This is a genomic window from Thomasclavelia ramosa DSM 1402 (genome assembly GCF_014131695.1).
GTDB classification, from domain to species: domain Bacteria; phylum Bacillota_I; class Bacilli_A; order Erysipelotrichales; family Coprobacillaceae; genus Thomasclavelia; species Thomasclavelia ramosa.
On the sequence record NZ_CP036346.1, the window covers coordinates 2919076 to 2940322 of the forward strand.

General features: G+C 41.8%; 9 protein-coding genes and 5 rRNA genes. All 14 read right to left on the minus strand.

The annotated features are described in order from the left end of the window. Window positions 1-65: 65 nt before the first annotated feature. Window positions 66-2980 (minus strand): 23S ribosomal RNA (locus EYR00_RS13985). A 289-nt stretch (window positions 2981-3269) separates the two neighbouring features. Beyond that, a 16S ribosomal RNA gene (locus tag EYR00_RS13990) occupies window positions 3270-4796 on the minus strand. A 724-nt stretch (window positions 4797-5520) separates the two neighbouring features. Beyond that, window positions 5521-5629: ribosomal RNA gene (rrf, locus tag EYR00_RS13995) — 5S ribosomal RNA — on the minus strand. Between the two features lie 115 nt (window positions 5630-5744). After that, window positions 5745-8659 (minus strand): 23S ribosomal RNA (locus tag EYR00_RS14000). A 290-nt stretch (window positions 8660-8949) separates the two neighbouring features. Then, window positions 8950-10476, minus strand: a 16S ribosomal RNA gene (locus tag EYR00_RS14005). The 16S, 23S and 5S rRNA genes sit together here, the layout of an rRNA operon. A gap of 324 nt (window positions 10477-10800) precedes the next feature. Next, a complete protein-coding gene (locus tag EYR00_RS14010; RefSeq protein ID WP_003539662.1) occupies window positions 10801-11109 on the minus strand; it encodes a PTS lactose/cellobiose transporter subunit IIA in 309 nt (102 codons plus the stop codon). Between the two features lie 149 nt (window positions 11110-11258). After that, entirely contained in the window at window positions 11259-12443 is a 1185-nt protein-coding gene (gene tuf / locus EYR00_RS14015; RefSeq protein ID WP_003539660.1) for an elongation factor Tu, read from the minus strand. 84 nt (window positions 12444-12527) lie between these two features. Further along, window positions 12528-14603: an elongation factor G gene (fusA, locus tag EYR00_RS14020; protein WP_003539659.1), complete on the minus strand. Its 2076-nt coding sequence runs from the start codon at window positions 14601-14603 to the stop codon at window positions 12528-12530. Window positions 14604-14636: 33 nt separating this feature from the next. Then, window positions 14637-15107: a 30S ribosomal protein S7 gene (gene rpsG / locus EYR00_RS14025; protein ID WP_003539656.1), complete on the minus strand. Its 471-nt coding sequence runs from the start codon at window positions 15105-15107 to the stop codon at window positions 14637-14639. Window positions 15108-15135: 28 nt separating this feature from the next. Then, window positions 15136-15549 (minus strand): 30S ribosomal protein S12, encoded by a 414-nt coding sequence (gene rpsL, locus EYR00_RS14030; protein WP_003539653.1) that lies wholly within the window; start codon window positions 15547-15549, stop codon window positions 15136-15138. 213 nt (window positions 15550-15762) lie between these two features. After that, window positions 15763-16215, minus strand: a complete 453-nt coding sequence (locus EYR00_RS14035) for a helix-turn-helix domain-containing protein (protein ID WP_003539652.1) — start codon at window positions 16213-16215, stop codon at window positions 15763-15765. 56 nt (window positions 16216-16271) lie between these two features. Further along, complete coding sequence (locus tag EYR00_RS14040; protein WP_003539651.1) at window positions 16272-16643, minus strand: PTS sugar transporter subunit IIB; 372 nt, start codon at window positions 16641-16643, stop codon at window positions 16272-16274. Next, the gene (locus EYR00_RS15935) at window positions 16637-16819 is read right to left on the minus strand and encodes a hypothetical protein (RefSeq protein WP_003539650.1); all 183 of its coding nucleotides are present in this window, start codon (window positions 16817-16819) and stop codon (window positions 16637-16639) included. Before EYR00_RS15935 ends, EYR00_RS14040 begins: the two co-directional genes overlap by 7 nt. A 755-nt stretch (window positions 16820-17574) precedes the next feature. After that, window positions 17575-21243 (minus strand): DNA-directed RNA polymerase subunit beta', encoded by a 3669-nt coding sequence (gene rpoC, locus EYR00_RS14050; RefSeq protein WP_003539646.1) that lies wholly within the window; start codon window positions 21241-21243, stop codon window positions 17575-17577. Window positions 21244-21247: the final 4 nt, after the last annotated feature.

The following is a 21247-nucleotide window of genomic DNA, read 5'->3' on the forward strand; positions in this document are numbered from 1 at the left end:
GTTTTCTTGCGTCTTTTGTCTTCCACTTTGTCTTCTTTCAGTTTCAAGCCTTAACCCTTTTTCTCTAGGTTAAGTCCTCGACCTATTAGTATCAGTCCGCTGAACATGTCGCCATGCTTACACTCCTGACCTATCAACCTTATCGTCTTTAAGGGGTCTTACTTACTTGCGTAATGGGAAGTCTCATCTTGAAGTGGGTTTCACACTTAGATGCCTTCAGCGTTTATCCCTTCCATATTTAGCTACCCAGCTGTGCCACTGGCGTGACAACTGGTGCACCATTGATATGTCCATCCCGGTCCTCTCGTACTGAGGACAGATCTTCTCAAACTTCCTACGCCCACGACAGATAGGGACCGAACTGTCTCACGACGTTCTGAACCCAGCTCGCGTACCGCTTTAATGGGCGAACAGCCCAACCCTTGGAACCGACTTCAGCTCCAGGATGCGATGAGCCGACATCGAGGTGCCAAACCTCCCCGTCGATGTGAACTCTTGGGGGAGATCAGCCTGTTATCCCCAGGGTAGCTTTTATCCGTTGAGCGACGGCCTTTCCATTCAGCACCGCCGGATCACTAAGCCCGACTTTCGTCCCTGCTCGACTTGTAGGTCTCGCAGTCAAACACCCTTATGCCTTTGCACTCTGCGCTTGATTTCCATCCAAGCTGAGGGTATCTTTGGGCGCCTCCGTTACTCTTTGGGAGGCGACCGCCCCAGTCAAACTGCCCACCTGACACTGTCCCGTTGCCAGTTCCATGGCATCCGGTTAGAACTCCAATACAAGAAGAGTAGTATCCCAACATTGACTCCTCACACACTGGCGTGCATGTCTCTCAGTCTCCTACCTATCCTGTACATCTTGCATCAAAGTCCAATATCAAGCTACAGTAAAGCTCCATGGGGTCTTTCCGTCTAGTCGCGGGTAACCTGCATCTTCACAGGTACTAAGACTTCACCGAGTCTACAGCTGAGACAGCGCCCAAATCGTTACGCCTTTCGTGCGGGTCAGAACTTACCTGACAAGGAATTTCGCTACCTTAGGACCGTTATAGTTACGGCCGCCGTTTACTGGGGCTTCAATTCAATGCTTCGCTTGCGCTGACACATCCTCTTAACCTTCCAGCACCGGGCAGGCGTCACCCCATATACGTCGTCTTTCGACTTAGCATAGAGCTGTGTTTTTGGTAAACAGTCGCTTGGGCCGTTTCACTGCGGCTCATATCTCTATGAGCACTCCTTATCCCTAAGTTACGGAGTCATTTTGCAGAGTTCCTTAGCTATAGTTCTCTCGCTCACCTTAGGATTCTCTCCTCACCCATGTGTGTCCATTTTCGGTACGGGTTACTGTATGATTATCACTAGAAGCTTTTCTTGGAAGCTGGCTTCACGGACTTCTGTACTTGCCGCAGCTTTCCATACGCCTCACGCCTTTGCCTTTCGACAGCCGGATTTGCCTGGCTGTCGGCTACCTCGCTTGCACCTGCATTTCCATCAGCAGGATCCGCTAGCCTTCTCCGTCACTCCATCATTCATACCGTAAGTACAGGAATCTCTACCTGTTGTCCATCGACTACGCCTCTCGGCCTCGCCTTAGGTCCCGACTTACCCAGAGCGGACGAACCTTCCTCTGGAAACCTTGGGTTTTCGGTGCGTGGGATTCTCACCCACGTTTCGCTACTCACACCGGCATTCTCTCTTCTATGCGCTCCACGGCTCCTTACGGTACCGCTTCTCCGCACATAGAACGCTCCCCTACCACTCACGCTTACGCGTAAATCCATAGCTTCGGTAATATACTTAGCCCCGGTAAATTATCGGCGCAGAGTCATTCGACTAGTGAGCTGTTACGCACTCTTTAAAGGATGGCTGCTTCTGAGCCAACCTCCTAGTTGTCTGGACATCTCCACATCCTTTTCCACTTAGTATATATTTTGGGACCTTAGCTGATGGTCTGGGCTGTTTCCCTTTTGACAATGGACCTTATCACCCACTGTCTGACTGCCGAGTATATCTTTGTGACATTCGGAGTTTGATTATGTTCAGTACCCCGAGATGGGGCCATCACATATTCAGTGCTCTACCTTCACACGACTTTACCTCGACGCTAGCCCTAAAGCTATTTCGGGGAGAACCAGCTATCTCCGAGTTCGATTGGAATTTCACCCCTAGCCACAACTCATCCGCCAACGTTTCAACGGGGGTCGGTTCGGTCCTCCATCGGGTTTTACCCCAACTTCAACCTGGTCATGGCTAGATCACTCGGTTTCGGGTCTACGACATGCAACTTTCGCCCTGTTAAGACTCGCTTTCGCTTCGGCTCCGCATATCCTGCTTAACCTCGCTCCATATCGTAACTCGCCGGTTCATTCTACAAAAGGCACGCTATCACCCTTTAACGGGCTCTAACTTCTTGTAAGCATATGGTTTCAGGTTCTATTTCACTCCCCTCCCGGGGTTCTTTTCACCTTTCCCTCACGGTACTGGTTCACTATCGGTCACAGAGGAGTATTTAGCCTTACCAGATGGTCCTGGTGGATTCCGACAGGATTCCTCGTGTCCCGCCGTACTCAGGTGCTGTCTCGTGCTTCTTCACTATTTCGGCTACGGGGCTGTCACCCTGTTTCGCCGGACTTCCCATTCCGTTCGCCTATAATGATTTCTTGCTCTTTGCCGACAGTCCTACAACCCCGATCCTAAGATCGGTTTGGGCTCTTCCCCTTTCGCTCGCCGCTACTTAGGGAATCATTCGTTTATTTTCTCTTCCTTCAGGTACTTAGATGTTTCAGTTCCCTGAGTCTCGCCTCTCTGAAGCTATTTATTCACTTCAGGATACCTGGTCTCTACTCCAGGTGGGTTCCCCCATTCGGACATCGACGGATCGTTGCATGCTTACTGCTAACCGTCGCATTTCGCTGTTTGCTGCGTCCTTCTTCGCCTCTCTGTGCCTAGGCATCCGCCATACGCTCTTTCTTACTTTACCTATTTTGGTGTTTGCTTGATTACTATTTTCAACTATTTACTAAAATCCATCCATCCGTTTCGATTTATGTTTTTAGTGATGAAAATTCTTAGTTTTCGACTTTTCTAGAAAGACCTCAATAATAACAATTACTATTTCGATCTCATTTTCTATTTCTATCGCAATTTATTTTCTATTATCCAGTTTTCAATGATCTCTGAGTCATACCTGAGTATCACTCAAAACTAAACAGTATCTTCGAAACATCACTTCTCTTGTGCATCATCTTCGATCATGCGTTTCTCCTTAGAAAGGAGGTGATCCATCCCCACGTTCCCGTAGGGATACCTTGTTACGACTTCACCCCAATCATCAATCCCACCTTAGACAGCTCCTTCCTTGCGGTTAGGCCACCGGCTTCGGGTGTTATCAACTCTCGTGGTGTGACGGGCGGTGTGTACAAGGCCCGAGAACGTATTCACCGCGACATGCTGATTCGCGATTACTAGCGATTCCAACTTCATGTAGTCGAGTTGCAGACTACAATCCGAACTGAGAATGGTTTTATGGGTTTTGCTTCACCTCGCGGCTTCGCTTCCCTCTGCACCATCCATTGTAGCACGTGTGTAGCCCAGGTCATAAGGGGCATGATGATTTGACGTCATCCCCGCCTTCCTCCAGCTTGTCACTGGCAGTCTCGCTAGAGTCCCCAACTTAATGATGGTAACTAACGATAAGGGTTGCGCTCGTTGCGGGACTTAACCCAACATCTCACGACACGAGCTGACGACAACCATGCACCACCTGTATCTCATATAGCTATCTCTCCATCTCTGGAGCCTTTATGAGTATGTCAAGACCTGGTAAGGTTCTTCGCGTTGCTTCGAATTAAACCACATGCTCCACCGCTTGTGCGGGCCCCCGTCAATTCCTTTGAGTTTCATTCTTGCGAACGTACTACTCAGGCGGAGTACTTATTGCGTTAACTGCAGCACTGAACTTTGACATCCAACACTTAGTACTCATCGTTTACGGCGTGGACTACTAGGGTATCTAATCCTATTTGCTCCCCACGCTTTCGGGACTGAGCGTCAGTTGCAGGCCAGATCGTCGCCTTCGCCACTGGTGTTCCTCCATATATCTACGCATTTCACCGCTACACATGGAATTCCACGATCCTCTCCTGCACTCTAGCTGCCTGGTTTCTATGGCTTACTGAAGTTAAGCTTCAGGCTTTCACCACAGACCCTTGCTGCCGCCTGCTCCCTCTTTACGCCCAATAATTCCGGATAACGCTTGCCACCTACGTATTACCGCGGCTGCTGGCACGTAGTTAGCCGTGGCTTTCTAATAAAGTACCGTCACTCGGCTACCATTTCCTGTAGCCGCCGTTCTTCCTTTATAACAGAAGTTTACAATCCGAAAACCTTCTTCCTTCACGCGGCGTTGCTCGGTCAGGGTTTCCCCCATTGCCGAAAATTCCCTACTGCTGCCTCCCGTAGGAGTCTGGGCCGTGTCTCAGTCCCAGTGTGGCCGGTCACCCTCTCAGGTCGGCTACGCATCGTCGCCTTGGTGGGCCGTTACCCCGCCAACCAGCTAATGCGCCATAAGTCCATCCTCTACCAGTGCTTTGAGGCACTTTTAATACGGTCACCATGCAGTGTCCGTACCTATGCGGTCTTAGCTATCGTTTCCAATAGTTATCCCCCTGTCTAGGGCAGGTTACTTATGTATTACTCACCCGTTCGCCACTCGAGCACAAGTGCTCGCGTTCGACTTGCATGTATTAGGCACGCCGCCAGCGTTCATCCTGAGCCAGGATCAAACTCTCCATTGTTTATTTAAACAACTCTTCGTTTGTTTAGCTCTTTTTTCTTTTTTATCCTTCTGGATATTGACGTGTGTTTCTTAATTCTGTTTAGTTTTCAATGATCTCTCCAGCTTCTTTTGCCGACTTGAATATCTTACACTCTTTTCGCTTTTTAGTCAATCTTTTTTTAACTTTTTTTGCTTTTTCTCTCCGGTCCTTACGTCCCTTTCCTCGAGTGCCTATTTAATTTACCATATCCCTTTTGTCTTGTAAAGAGTTATTTTCACATTATTTTGTGACTTCCCTTTTTTCTCCCATTTTTTCGACTCTTTTCTGATTTTATTTTTTTATTAAATACAGCTATTTTATTAACCGTCCCTTCTTTTTTTTAAAGAATTAAAAACAGGTCTATTTTTCAATACAACGCAAAAACATCATGTCTGCTGATATTTTATCTGATTCTTCGCCAAACGCTCTTATTTTAAATAAAATGCCTGTACCAGCTCTGTTAGAGTTTACTTTATCGCCTGCACGATCATAAATATTTTTACCTGCCTTAGATAATCTATCCTGATCCTGCAGGAAAAATCACAACAGCTGTTATTATCTTAATAACAGCTGATAACCCGGGCTAATTAAAACTATAGCAGTAAGTCGATGATAGACGACATAATTCATCCAGAACTGCTTATATTAAAGCCGGATATAAAATAAAAAAAGGATACGCAGAGGTATCCGTAAATAAAAAAAGAACCGGCAGCTTGCTATTGTCGCACCTTGGTACTATCTTCGCCGTTATGATGCTTAACTTCTGTGTTCGGTATGGGAACAGGTGTGTCCATCATGCTATCGCTACCAGATCTTCTTTTCTAAGCAATTCCTTTCGAGAATCACTCAAAACTAGATAATAGTTTTCTTGCGTCTTTTGTCTTCCACTTTGTCTTCTTTCAGTTTCAAGCCTTAACCCTTTTTCTCTAGGTTAAGTCCTCGACCTATTAGTATCAGTCCGCTGAACATGTCGCCATGCTTACACTCCTGACCTATCAACCTTATCGTCTTTAAGGGGTCTTACTTACTTGCGTAATGGGAAGTCTCATCTTGAAGTGGGTTTCACACTTAGATGCCTTCAGCGTTTATCCCTTCCATATTTAGCTACCCAGCTGTGCCACTGGCGTGACAACTGGTGCACCATTGATATGTCCATCCCGGTCCTCTCGTACTGAGGACAGATCTTCTCAAACTTCCTACGCCCACGACAGATAGGGACCGAACTGTCTCACGACGTTCTGAACCCAGCTCGCGTACCGCTTTAATGGGCGAACAGCCCAACCCTTGGAACCGACTTCAGCTCCAGGATGCGATGAGCCGACATCGAGGTGCCAAACCTCCCCGTCGATGTGAACTCTTGGGGGAGATCAGCCTGTTATCCCCAGGGTAGCTTTTATCCGTTGAGCGACGGCCTTTCCATTCAGCACCGCCGGATCACTAAGCCCGACTTTCGTCCCTGCTCGACTTGTAGGTCTCGCAGTCAAACACCCTTATGCCTTTGCACTCTGCGCTTGATTTCCATCCAAGCTGAGGGTATCTTTGGGCGCCTCCGTTACTCTTTGGGAGGCGACCGCCCCAGTCAAACTGCCCACCTGACACTGTCCCGTTGCCAGTTCCATGGCATCCGGTTAGAACTCCAATACAAGAAGAGTAGTATCCCAACATTGACTCCTCACACACTGGCGTGCATGTCTCTCAGTCTCCTACCTATCCTGTACATCTTGCATCAAAGTCCAATATCAAGCTACAGTAAAGCTCCATGGGGTCTTTCCGTCTAGTCGCGGGTAACCTGCATCTTCACAGGTACTAAGACTTCACCGAGTCTACAGCTGAGACAGCGCCCAAATCGTTACGCCTTTCGTGCGGGTCAGAACTTACCTGACAAGGAATTTCGCTACCTTAGGACCGTTATAGTTACGGCCGCCGTTTACTGGGGCTTCAATTCAATGCTTCGCTTGCGCTGACACATCCTCTTAACCTTCCAGCACCGGGCAGGCGTCACCCCATATACGTCGTCTTTCGACTTAGCATAGAGCTGTGTTTTTGGTAAACAGTCGCTTGGGCCGTTTCACTGCGGCTCATATCTCTATGAGCACTCCTTATCCCTAAGTTACGGAGTCATTTTGCAGAGTTCCTTAGCTATAGTTCTCTCGCTCACCTTAGGATTCTCTCCTCACCCATGTGTGTCCATTTTCGGTACGGGTTACTGTATGATTATCACTAGAAGCTTTTCTTGGAAGCTGGCTTCACGGACTTCTGTACTTGCCGCAGCTTTCCATACGCCTCACGCCTTTGCCTTTCGACAGCCGGATTTGCCTGGCTGTCGGCTACCTCGCTTGCACCTGCATTTCCATCAGCAGGATCCGCTAGCCTTCTCCGTCACTCCATCATTCATACCGTAAGTACAGGAATCTCTACCTGTTGTCCATCGACTACGCCTCTCGGCCTCGCCTTAGGTCCCGACTTACCCAGAGCGGACGAACCTTCCTCTGGAAACCTTGGGTTTTCGGTGCGTGGGATTCTCACCCACGTTTCGCTACTCACACCGGCATTCTCTCTTCTATGCGCTCCACGGCTCCTTACGGTACCGCTTCTCCGCACATAGAACGCTCCCCTACCACTCACGCTTACGCGTAAATCCATAGCTTCGGTAATATACTTAGCCCCGGTAAATTATCGGCGCAGAGTCATTCGACTAGTGAGCTGTTACGCACTCTTTAAAGGATGGCTGCTTCTGAGCCAACCTCCTAGTTGTCTGGACATCTCCACATCCTTTTCCACTTAGTATATATTTTGGGACCTTAGCTGATGGTCTGGGCTGTTTCCCTTTTGACAATGGACCTTATCACCCACTGTCTGACTGCCGAGTATATCTTTGTGACATTCGGAGTTTGATTATGTTCAGTACCCCGAGATGGGGCCATCACATATTCAGTGCTCTACCTTCACACGACTTTACCTCGACGCTAGCCCTAAAGCTATTTCGGGGAGAACCAGCTATCTCCGAGTTCGATTGGAATTTCACCCCTAGCCACAACTCATCCGCCAACGTTTCAACGGGGGTCGGTTCGGTCCTCCATCGGGTTTTACCCCAACTTCAACCTGGTCATGGCTAGATCACTCGGTTTCGGGTCTACGACATGCAACTTTCGCCCTGTTAAGACTCGCTTTCGCTTCGGCTCCGCATATCCTGCTTAACCTCGCTCCATATCGTAACTCGCCGGTTCATTCTACAAAAGGCACGCTATCACCCTTTAACGGGCTCTAACTTCTTGTAAGCATATGGTTTCAGGTTCTATTTCACTCCCCTCCCGGGGTTCTTTTCACCTTTCCCTCACGGTACTGGTTCACTATCGGTCACAGAGGAGTATTTAGCCTTACCAGATGGTCCTGGTGGATTCCGACAGGATTCCTCGTGTCCCGCCGTACTCAGGTGCTGTCTCGTGCTTCTTCACTATTTCGGCTACGGGGCTGTCACCCTGTTTCGCCGGACTTCCCATTCCGTTCGCCTATAATGATTTCTTGCTCTTTGCCGACAGTCCTACAACCCCGATCCTAAGATCGGTTTGGGCTCTTCCCCTTTCGCTCGCCGCTACTTAGGGAATCATTCGTTTATTTTCTCTTCCTTCAGGTACTTAGATGTTTCAGTTCCCTGAGTCTCGCCTCTCTGAAGCTATTTATTCACTTCAGGATACCTGGTCTCTACTCCAGGTGGGTTCCCCCATTCGGACATCGACGGATCGTTGCATGCTTACTGCTAACCGTCGCATTTCGCTGTTTGCTGCGTCCTTCTTCGCCTCTCTGTGCCTAGGCATCCGCCATACGCTCTTTCTTACTTTACCTATTTTGGTGTTTGCTTGATTACTATTTTCAACTATTTACTAAAATCCATCCATCCGTTTCGATTTATGTTTTTTAGTGATGAAAATTCTTAGTTTTCGACTTTTCTAGAAAGACCTCAATAATAACAATTACTATTTCGATCTCATTTTCTATTTCTATCGCAATTTATTTTCTATTATCCAGTTTTCAATGATCTCTGAGTCATACCTGAGTATCACTCAAAACTAAACAGTATCTTCGAAACATCACTTCTCTTGTGCATCATCTTCGATCATGCGTTTCTCCTTAGAAAGGAGGTGATCCATCCCCACGTTCCCGTAGGGATACCTTGTTACGACTTCACCCCAATCATCAATCCCACCTTAGACAGCTCCTTCCTTGCGGTTAGGCCACCGGCTTCGGGTGTTATCAACTCTCGTGGTGTGACGGGCGGTGTGTACAAGGCCCGAGAACGTATTCACCGCGACATGCTGATTCGCGATTACTAGCGATTCCAACTTCATGTAGTCGAGTTGCAGACTACAATCCGAACTGAGAATGGTTTTATGGGTTTTGCTTCACCTCGCGGCTTCGCTTCCCTCTGCACCATCCATTGTAGCACGTGTGTAGCCCAGGTCATAAGGGGCATGATGATTTGACGTCATCCCCGCCTTCCTCCAGCTTGTCACTGGCAGTCTCGCTAGAGTCCCCAACTTAATGATGGTAACTAACGATAAGGGTTGCGCTCGTTGCGGGACTTAACCCAACATCTCACGACACGAGCTGACGACAACCATGCACCACCTGTATCTCATATAGCTATCTCTCCATCTCTGGAGCCTTTATGAGTATGTCAAGACCTGGTAAGGTTCTTCGCGTTGCTTCGAATTAAACCACATGCTCCACCGCTTGTGCGGGCCCCCGTCAATTCCTTTGAGTTTCATTCTTGCGAACGTACTACTCAGGCGGAGTACTTATTGCGTTAACTGCAGCACTGAACTTTGACATCCAACACTTAGTACTCATCGTTTACGGCGTGGACTACTAGGGTATCTAATCCTATTTGCTCCCCACGCTTTCGGGACTGAGCGTCAGTTGCAGGCCAGATCGTCGCCTTCGCCACTGGTGTTCCTCCATATATCTACGCATTTCACCGCTACACATGGAATTCCACGATCCTCTCCTGCACTCTAGCTGCCTGGTTTCTATGGCTTACTGAAGTTAAGCTTCAGGCTTTCACCACAGACCCTTGCTGCCGCCTGCTCCCTCTTTACGCCCAATAATTCCGGATAACGCTTGCCACCTACGTATTACCGCGGCTGCTGGCACGTAGTTAGCCGTGGCTTTCTAATAAAGTACCGTCACTCGGCTACCATTTCCTGTAGCCGCCGTTCTTCCTTTATAACAGAAGTTTACAATCCGAAAACCTTCTTCCTTCACGCGGCGTTGCTCGGTCAGGGTTTCCCCCATTGCCGAAAATTCCCTACTGCTGCCTCCCGTAGGAGTCTGGGCCGTGTCTCAGTCCCAGTGTGGCCGGTCACCCTCTCAGGTCGGCTACGCATCGTCGCCTTGGTGGGCCGTTACCCCGCCAACCAGCTAATGCGCCATAAGTCCATCCTCTACCAGTGCTTTGAGGCACTTTTAATACGGTCACCATGCAGTGTCCGTACCTATGCGGTCTTAGCTATCGTTTCCAATAGTTATCCCCCTGTCTAGGGCAGGTTACTTATGTATTACTCACCCGTTCGCCACTCGAGCACAAGTGCTCGCGTTCGACTTGCATGTATTAGGCACGCCGCCAGCGTTCATCCTGAGCCAGGATCAAACTCTCCATTGTTTATTTAAACAACTCTTCGTTTGTTTAGCTCTTTTTTCTTTTTTATCCTTCTGGATATTGACGTGTGTTTCTTAATTCTGTTTAGTTTTCAATGATCTCTCCGGCTTCTTTTGCCGACTTGAATATCTTACACTCTTTTCGCTTTTTAGTCAATCTTTTTTTTAACTTTTTTTGCTTTTTCTCTCCGGTCCTTACGTCCCTTTCCTCGAGTGCCTATTTAATTTACCATATCCCTTTTGTCTTGTAAAGCCTTTTTTGTCTTTTTTTGTAAAAAAATACCACTCCTTCAAAAAGGAATGGTATTTATTCACCTAACTAGTAAAATTACCCGATTTTTTTGTAAACATCAATAAATTCTTGAGCTAAGTCAATAACTACCAAAGCAGTCATTAAGTGGTCTTGAGCATGTACCATTAATAAGTTTAATGGTGCTTTTTCTCCACGAATTTCAGCTTGAATTAATTCTGTTTGAGAATGATGAGCTTCGTTTACTGTTTCTTTAGCTTGTTGTAATGATTCATCAGCTTTTGCTAAGTCACCAGCTTTTGCATATTGAATTGCTTCAATTGCAGAGCTACGAGCACTACCACTGTTTACAATTAGGTTAATTACGATTTGTTCTTGTTCATCCATTTTGATATCTCCTTATAACAATGAATTTTCAGATTTATATCTGCTCTTATATTATACCTAAGTGAAGGGTGCTTTTCAAGCGGTTTCAATTATTTTCAAAATGTAAAAAAAGAAAGCCACTAATGTGACTTTCCAAATTTCTGTAATTATTATTCAATAATATCAGAGATATTTCCAGAACCTACAGTTCTACCACCTTCACGGATTGAGAATTTAGTTCCTTTTTCAATTGCAATTGGAGCAATTAATTCTACAGTTAATTCAACGTTATCCCCAGGCATAACCATTTCTACACCTTCTGGTAATTCAATAACACCAGTTACGTCAGTAGTTCTGAAGTAGAATTGTGGTCTATAGTTAGCGAAGAAAGGAGTATGACGTCCACCTTCATCTTTACTTAAGATATACACTTGAGATTTGAATTTTTTGTGTGGATTAACTGATCCAGGTTTAGCTAATACTTGTCCACGTTGAATTTCTTCACGGTTAACACCTCTTAATAAAACCCCTACGTTATCTCCAGATTCAGCGTAATCTAATAACTTACGGAACATTTCGATACCTGTAGCAACAGTGTTTTTAGTTTCATGAATACCAACGATTTCAAGTGGATCATTTAAGTTTAATTGTCCACGTTCAACACGTCCAGTAGCAACTGTACCACGTCCAGTGATTGTGAATACGTCTTCAACTGGCATTAAGAATGGTTTATCAGTATCTCTAGTTGGAGTTGGAATATAAGAATCAACAGCTTCCATTAATTCATGAATAGCTGGAACCCATTTTGGATCTCCTTCTAAAGCTTTTAAAGCAGAACCACGGATAACTGGAGTGTCATCACCTGGGAAGTCATATTCATTTAATAATTCACGAACTTCCATTTCTACTAAGTCTAATAATTCTTCGTCATCAACCATATCACATTTATTTAAGAATACGATGATGTAAGGTACACCTACTTGACGAGATAATAAGATATGTTCTCTTGTTTGAGGCATTGGTCCATCTGTAGCAGCAACTACTAAGATAGCACCGTCCATTTGTGCAGCACCAGTGATCATGTTTTTGATGTAGTCAGCATGGCCTGGACAGTCAACGTGTGCATAGTGACGAGTTGCAGTTTGGTATTCAACGTGTGCAGTGTTGATTGTGATACCACGTTCTTTTTCTTCTGGAGCAGCATCGATAGCAGCATAATCCATTGCTTGAGCTTGTCCATCTTTTGATAATACTGTTGTAATAGCAGCAGTTAAAGTTGTTTTACCATGGTCAACGTGACCAATAGTTCCGATATTTACATGCGCTTTTGAGCGGTCAAATTTTTCCTTAGCCATTTAAGGTTCCTCCTAGTTTATATTTTTGTACATATACATTCTAATTTATTTAGTTGAAAAAATCAATAAGATTTTGATTGGATACTAGTTGTTTCCACCGTTTTTCTTAATAATTTCTTCTCTAATAGATTTAGGTACTGGTTCATAACGATCGAAGATCATTGTGTAGTTACCACGACCTTGTGTAAATGATCTTAAATCAGTAGCATATCCGAACATTTCTGATAAAGGAATACTAGCTTGCACTGTAACAGCATTTCCTCTTTCTTCTTGTCCTTCAATCATACCACGACGTGAAGATACGTCACCCATTACACTACCTAAGTATTCAGCAGGTGCAGTTACTTCTACAGCCATGATTGGCTCTAAGATAACTGGATCACATTTTTTACCAGCAGCTTTTAATGCCATACTTGCAGCAACTTTATATGCCATTTCTGATGAATCGACATCATGGTAAGAACCATCAAATAATGTCGCTTTAACATCTAATACTGGATATCCAGCAATCATCCCAGTTGCAAGAGCATCTTCAAGACCTACTTTAACAGAGTTAATGTATTCTCTTGGAACAGATCCCCCAACGATAGCATCAACGAATTCAAATCCTTTACCTTCATTAGGTTCAAATTTGATCCATACGTGACCGTATTGTCCACGACCACCAGATTGTTTAACATATTTACCTTCACATTCAGCAGCTGTTTTGATTGTTTCACGATAAGCTACTTGTGGAGCACCTACGTTAGCTTCTACTTTGTATTCTCTTCTTAAACGGTCAACGATTACATCTAAGTGTAATTCACCCATACCTGCGATAACTGTATCACCAGTTTCAGGGTTTGTAAATGTTCTGAAAGTTGGATCTTCTTCAGCTAATTTAGATAATCCAACACCTAATTTATCTTGATCTTGTTTTGTTTTTGGTTCAATAGCAAGTTCAATAACTGGTTCAGGGAATTCCATTTTTTCAAGAATAACGAAATTCTTTTCGTCACAGATAGTATCCCCAGTAGTTGTATTTTTAAACCCTACAGCAGCTGCGATATCCCCAGCATAAACTGTTTGGATTTCATTACGTTTATTGGCATGCATTTGAAGAATACGTCCTAAACGTTCTTTCTTATCTTTTGTTGAATTTAATACATACGATCCAGAATCAACAGTTCCTGAATATACACGGAAGAAAGTTAATCTTCCTACAAATGGGTCAGCCATAATTTTGAACGCTAATGCAGCAAACGGTTCTTCGTCTGAAGCATGTTTTTCAATTTCATTACCATCTTCATCAATCCCCTTAATTGAAGGAATATCAGTAGGAGCAGGTAAGAAATCAATAACTGCATCTAACATTGGTTGAACCCCTTTGTCTTTATAAGCAGAACCACATAATACTGGGAATAATTCTACAGCCAATACACCTTTACGGATAGCAGCTTTAACTTCTTCTTCAGTTGGTTCTTCTTCTTCTAAAACTTTCATCATTAGATCATCATCATAAGATGCAGCAGCATCTAACATTTTAGCATGATATTCGTTTGCTTGATCTAAATATTCCTCAGGGATATCTTTGTAAATTACGTTTTCACCTTTAGTCCCTTCGAAGTAAACAGCTTTCATCTTAATTAAGTCGATGATTCCTTCGAAAGTATCTTCAGCACCGATTGGTAATTGAAGTGCAACACCATGTACCCCTAATCTTTTTTCTAAAGATTCTAAAGACATAATGAAGTCAGCACCAGTAGCATCCATTTTATTACAGAATACAATACGTGGTACTCCATAAGTAGTTGCTTGACGCCAAACTGTTTCAGTTTGAGGTTCAACACCTGCTTTTGAGTCTAATACAGTAACCGCACCATCTAATACACGTAATGAACGTTCAACTTCTACAGTGAAGTCTACATGGCCCGGTGTATCGATGATATTAACACGGTATCCATTCCATTGTGCAGTTGTTGCTGCAGAAGTGATTGTAATACCACGTTCTTGTTCTTGTTCCATCCAGTCCATTTGAGAAGCACCTTCATGTGTTTCTCCAATTTTATGAATCTTACCTGTGTAATAAAGGACACGTTCAGTAGTTGTTGTTTTACCAGCATCGATATGAGCCATGATTCCGATATTACGAGTTTTCTCTAATGAGAATTCACGAGACATAATTTTTCTCCTTTCGTTATCATTTGTTGGATATTACCAACGGAAATGAGCAAATGCTTTATTAGCTTCTGCCATTTTATGAGTATCTTCTTTCTTCTTAACAGAAGCACCAGCTCCGTTAGAAGCATCAATAATTTCGTTAGCTAAACGATCAACCATTGTATTTTCGTTTCTTAAACGAGAATAATTTACTAACCATCTTAACCCTAAAGTCATTCTTCTTTCACCAGATACTTCTACTGGTACTTGGTAGTTAGCCCCACCAATACGTCTAACTTTAAGTTCAAGAACTGGCATAATGTTGTTGATTGCTTGATCAAAAACTTCCATTGCTGGGTTTCCAGTTTTCTCTTCTACTTTTTTAAATGCATCATATAAGATGTTTTGAGCAACACCTTTTTTACCATCAAGCATAATGTTGTTGATTAATTTAGATACAGTTTTAGAATTGTACACTGGATCAGGTAGAACGTCTCTTTTAGCAACTTGACCTTTTCTTGCCATTTAATTTTCCTCCTATACTTGATTTTTCTTAAGCTTTTGGTTTTTTAGCACCGTATCTTGAACGGCCTTGTTTACGATCATTAACACCAGCACAGTCCATTGTACCACGTACGATGTGATAACGAACCCCTGGTAAATCTTTAACACGACCACCACGAATTAAAACAACACTATGTTCTTGTAAGTTGTGTCCAATTCCTGGGATATATGCAGTTACTTCCATTCCATTTGATAATCTAACACGGGCATATTTACGTAAAGCCGAGTTAGGTTTTTTAGGTGTCATAGTAGCAACACGTGTACAAACACCACGTTTTTGAGGTGAATTAGTCGTTGTTGGTTTCTTAGCTAATGAGTTAAAACCTCTGTTTAACGCTGGTGATTTTGATTTTGTGGTTTTGTCGTTACGACCTTGTCTAACTAATTGATTAATTGTAGGCATTCCTTGTTCTCCTTTCTTCCATACTTAAACACACGATTCCGGGTGTTTCATATTTCGTAATAAACAACGCGCCCCTATGCGGGCACCGTAGTTCATATTATTACAAAAATATAAATATGTCAATAATTTTATTTGTTTTTTTTAAAAAAATTGATTATATCATTAATAAACAAAATAAAAACCATTTAAACGCTTTTTATATTTAAACAGTTTTTACTCTTTCTTTAATTTTATATCTACTGAATCTAAATAACGCTTTAAAGTATTCATAAATGCTTCTAAATCATCTCTTGTCTTAACAACCATTAAAATTCGTTCTGATTTATTTCGAGACTCAACTACCGTTATCGTTTGCCTTTTTTCAATTGCTCCAGCAATTCGTCGGAAAATCGAATTCATCTCTAAATCTACATTTTTATGTAAATAGACTGCATCCGTTATCAATTCAGCAATCTCTTGGTAGGTAATCACTTCGTCCAATTTTCTTGGTTGACCGAAAACCCGCAGCATTGCTGCATAGGTAGTTAACCAGACATCTCCACTTTTACGAATTTCCGCTGGCAAGAATTTATTTCTTTCAACCGCCTTACGAATCGTATTGCCATTAGCAAATCCCCATTTATCTGCCGCTTCAGTAAACGTCATCACTTGATTCAAATCAATCACATTTACCAACCTCCATTTTTATTATTATAGAACTTTTATGTGTGGTTGTATAGACTTTACAATGCAAGAATATCCGCTAATGCTTTAGCACCATTCATCGTTCCAAATGTTCTCATATCGATAGCTGCTACCGGGGTATTATACTTTGCAAATATTTTTTGAATTGTCGGCAACATAAAACGTTCTTGCGGAGCAATCCATATACTTGAAATTTTTTCACCTAAATTATATTCCCTAATACAACGTTCTTTTAAAAACTCAGCCGGTCCATAAGCTAAAATTATCTCATATTTATTATCATACTCATCATAATTCTTTAATACTGTAAAAATATCTTCCACTGTAGTTGGAACCTTAGAGGCATCCCCAATCTTTTTACAAAATAAGCTTGATGTTGCCCCACCAGCACAACAAATATATACTAACATTTTATTTTCTCCTCTATAAATTTGTTTATTTCTTCTGCAAAAACATCTACTTGATCCTCAAAAACAGCATCCCCACAATCAGCAAATAAAAGATATCGAATTAATTCATTTTTTATTAGTTCGATTTGCTGATTAAGATTTTGATAAGCACAAATCGGATTTTCTTTTTCCTGCATGATTAACGTCAAAACTATTAAATTATCAAATAGGAAACCAAAATAATAACAATAAAACCAGTCGCTCATCGCAGTAATATGTTGCAATGAATTAGAGGTATTAAGCGAGCTAAAGACAAATTCTTGAGTTGATGATAATGAAAAAAAACTCTTCTGGTGCTAATCTTGCTGCTGTAGGAACTTTATCGGTAGAACAAACTTTATTTGCATAAAAAGATTTCATTAAAAAAAGAATTCTACTGGCTGTTGATGATTAAAAATAATCGCCGAGCTGCTTAAAAACAAGACCCGTAAACGATTGATAAAAACATACTATACATAAGCAGGCCAAATAACCTCAAAACGATCCACCCAAAGAACCACAGTTTTTCTATATCCCATTGTTTTTCATTACCTCTACAACAGCAAATACATCGGTGGTAATTTGTTCAATTGTTAAGCCGTTACGGAGATCATATTCTGACTTGCCACTACCACGTTGATCAAAATAAAAACATTGCTACCATTTCTCAAGTTCTTGAAAAGGCGATAACTGCATAAGTGCATGTGCCCCACTGCCAGGACTACCATGAAAAAATAAAATCCCTATTTTACTACACAATTGTGATTTACCATAAAGAGTCAAAATACATCCCTAATTCAAGATTTGAGATTCATTCATAACCGCTCTTTGTCACTATATAGTGACAAGTTTATATTAACACTTAGTAACTAGCATTGCAAGTAAATTTATTAACATAAAAAACAAGCAGGGATTAACCTGCTTGTTCCATCATTTCTATTTCATTGTCATTATCAATTAAATCATCCATATCTTCTTGACTCGCTAACATTGCTTCTTCAGCTTCGCGCGCTAATCTTTCCGGTGATTTAAGAGCTCCACGAAGACCAGTCCCTGCTGGCAATAGCTTACCAATTAATACGTTTTCTTTCAATCCTAATAAATGATCTTTCTTACCTTTGATTGAAGCATCGGTCAAGATCTTAGTAGTTTCTTGGAATGATGCTGCAGATAAGAATGATTCAGTTTCAAGAGATGCTTTTGTAATCCCTAGTAATACTGGACGAGCTACTGCTGGATGCTTACCATCTTTTAAAACTTGTTTATTTAATTCAGTAAAGGCGTTTACATTAATATTTGTACCAGGTAGACAACCTGTTTCCCCACCTTCAACTACTTTCATTTTTCTTAGCATTTGTTTAACGATGATTTCGATATGTTTATCAGAAATTTCGATACCTTGAATTCGATATACCTTTTGAACCTCTTTAATAATATAGTTTTCAACTGCTTCAACATCAGCAACTGATAATAATTCCTTTGGATCAATTGAACCTTTAGTGATTTTAGCTCCAATATTGACATGATCACCAACGTTCACCCGGATTTTAGCACCGTATGGCGCTAAATAACTACGCGTTTCTAAATCATTAGTAATAACGACTTCCATTCTTCCAGCGTTATCAATAATATTAGTAACCTCTCCTTCGATTTCACTAATAATAGATTTTGCTTTTGGATTACGAGCTTCGAATAACTCTTGGATACGAGGTAACCCTTGAGTAATATCGGCACCACCGGCAACCCCACCATCATGGAATGTACGCATTGTTAATTGGGTACCAGGTTCCCCAATTGATTGAGCCGCCATAATACCTACAGCTTCTCCTAATTCAACCACATCCCCTGTAGCTAAGTTACGTCCGTAACATTTACGACATACTCCACCTTTAGCATTACACCCTAAAACAGAACGAATCTCTACAGCAGTGATTCCAGCATTAACAATTTCATCAGCTAATGCTTCAGTAATTAATTCTCCACCAGCAATAATTAATTCTTTAGTTTCTGGATGGAAAATATCTTTTTGTGAATAACGACCAACCAAACGGTCATGTAATGGTACAATGACTGATTTATCATCATTATTGTATAATTCTGTAACTACAAAGCCACGATCAGTTCCACAGTCTTCTTCAGAAATAATTACTTCTTGAGCAACATCAACTAAACGTCTTGTTAAATATCCAGAATCGGCAGTTTTTAAAGCTGTATCGGTAGAACCTTTACGAGCACCATGGGTAGAGATAAAGAATTCTGATGCTGTTAAACCTTCCCTAAATGAAGACTTGATTGGCAACTCAATTGTTTCCCCTTTTGGATTTGACATTAATCCACGCATACCTACTAATTGCGTAAAGTTAGATAATGATCCACGGGCTCCAGAATCAGACATGATGAAGATCGGGTTACGATCATCAGCTTCGAACTCTAAACGTACAACTTCTTGAACTTCGTCTTTAACGTCAGTCCATAATTTAATTACATTTTGATATCTTTCTGATTCAGTTAATTTACCTTTATTATAGAACTTTTTAATTTGCTCTAGTTTTTCATCAGCTTTTTCAAAAATTTCATATTTAGCTTCTGGCACTTGGATATCGTATACAGATACAGTTGTACCAGCAATTGTTGAGTAATAGAAACCTTGGTCTTTTAATTTATCAAGCATTAAACTTGTATCAGACATTGCTGAATGTTTAAACACTTCATCAATGATCTTTCCTAAAGATTTTTTATTTAAAGGTTTAATAATCTTTTGATTTCTAATGTGTTCTTTAATATCTGTTCCCATTGGAACAAAATATTTATCTGGAGTAGCGATTAAGTTTTCACTGCTTGGATCATTAATAAATGGGAATTTACCATCAAAGATGTCATTAAATAAAATTTTCCCAACAGATGTGATTAAATAACAATCATTTTGTGCTTTAGTGAAAGTTTCATTCTTTAATGCTGACGCTTTGATTGCTACACGAGTGTGTAATTCTACTGTTTTAGCAAAATAAGCATGATCAACTTCATTACGATCAGCAAAGACAGTTCCTTCTCCTAAGCCACCTTCATCTTCAAGTGTTAAATAATAATTTCCTAATACCATGTCCTGAGATGGTGTAACGATTGGTTTTCCATCTTTTGGACCTAAGATATTATTTGAACCTAGCATTAATTGACGAGCTTCTTGAATTGCTTCTTCACCTAATGGTACATGGACCGCCATTTGGTCACCATCGAAATCGGCATTGAACGCTGGAGTAACCAGTGGATGTAGACGAATTGCTCGCCCTTCAACTAGTTTTGGTTCGAATGCCTGGATTCCTAATCTATGCAATGTAGGTGCACGGTTAAGTAACACTGGATGTTGTTGAATAACTTCTTCAACAATTGGCCAGATCCGATCATCCATTTTATCAATTAATCTTTCAGCAGCTTTAATATTTGTTGCTAATTGATCCCTAACGAGACCATTAATAACGAATGGTTTGAATAGATTCAATGCCATTTCACGTGGAATCCCGCATTGATACATTTTTAAATCGGGACCAACTGCGATTACAGAACGTCCTGAGTAATCAACACGTTTACCAAGTAAGTTTTGACGGAAACGACCTTGTTTACCTTTTAGAGTATGGCTTAATGACTTTAATGCACGTCCACCAGCACCAGTAATCGGTTTTGAACGACGACCATTATCAATCAAAGCATCAACAGCTTCTTGCAACATTCTCTTTTCGTTTTGCACGATAATAGAAGGTGTTCCAAGTTCTAATAATTTCTTTAAACGATTATTACGAGTAATAACACGACGATATAAATCGTTTAAATCAGAAGTAGCAAAACGCCCCCCATCCAATTGTAACATTGGACGCAAATCAGGTGGTATTACCGGTAAAGCTTCAAGAATCATCCACTCTGGTTCATTTGTTGAAGTTCTAAAAGCCTCAATTGCTTCTAATCGTTTTAATAATTTTGTTCTCTTTTGACCTTGAGCTTCTTTAAGTTCTTTAGTTACTTTTGCAAATTCAGCATCTAGATCAACTTGTTGTAATAATGTTTGAATTGCTTCAGCCCCAATTTGGGCTTCAAAAGTATGACCAAATTGTTCAAAACATTTACGATAGTCTCTTTCAGATAATACTTGCTTGTATTCTAATGGTGTACTTCCTTTATCAATAACAACATAAGAAACAAAGTAAATAATTTCTTCTAATTGTTTTGGTGACATATCTAAGATAAGTCCCATTCTTGATGGAATTCCTTTCAAATACCAAATATGAGCGATTGGTGTTGCTAATTCAATGTGTCCCATTCTTTCGCGACGAACAGCTGATTTAGTTACTTCAACTCCACAACGATCACATACTACACCTTTATAACGTACTTTTTTGTATTTACCGCAACTACATTCCCAGTCCTTTGAAGGACCAAAAATCTTTTCACAAAATAATCCGTCCTTTTCCGGTTTTTGAGAACGATAGTTAATAGTTTCAGGTTTTTTAACCTCACCATAAGACCATTCGCGAATCTTTTCAGGGGAAGCTAAGCCAATTTGAATTGCTGAGAATTTATTTGTATTTGCCATCTTT

What these genes read in the sequence shown, in the direction of transcription:
- EYR00_RS14010 (WP_003539662.1), bottom strand. Translation starts at nt 11,109, where the DNA reads ATGGATGAACAAGAACAAATCGTAATTAACCTAATTGTAAACAGTGGT.
- tuf (WP_003539660.1), bottom strand. Translation starts at nt 12,443, where the DNA reads ATGGCTAAGGAAAAATTTGACCGCTCAAAAGCGCATGTAAATATCGGA.
- fusA (WP_003539659.1), bottom strand. Translation starts at nt 14,603, where the DNA reads ATGTCTCGTGAATTCTCATTAGAGAAAACTCGTAATATCGGAATCATG.
- rpsG (WP_003539656.1), bottom strand. Translation starts at nt 15,107, where the DNA reads ATGGCAAGAAAAGGTCAAGTTGCTAAAAGAGACGTTCTACCTGATCCA.
- rpsL (WP_003539653.1), bottom strand. Translation starts at nt 15,549, where the DNA reads ATGCCTACAATTAATCAATTAGTTAGACAAGGTCGTAACGACAAAACC.
- EYR00_RS14040 (WP_003539651.1), bottom strand. Translation starts at nt 16,643, where the DNA reads ATGTTAGTATATATTTGTTGTGCTGGTGGGGCAACATCAAGCTTATTT.
- EYR00_RS15935 (WP_003539650.1), bottom strand. Translation starts at nt 16,819, where the DNA reads ATGCAGGAAAAAGAAAATCCGATTTGTGCTTATCAAAATCTTAATCAG.
- rpoC (WP_003539646.1), bottom strand. Translation starts at nt 21,243, where the DNA reads ATGGCAAATACAAATAAATTCTCAGCAATTCAAATTGGCTTAGCTTCC.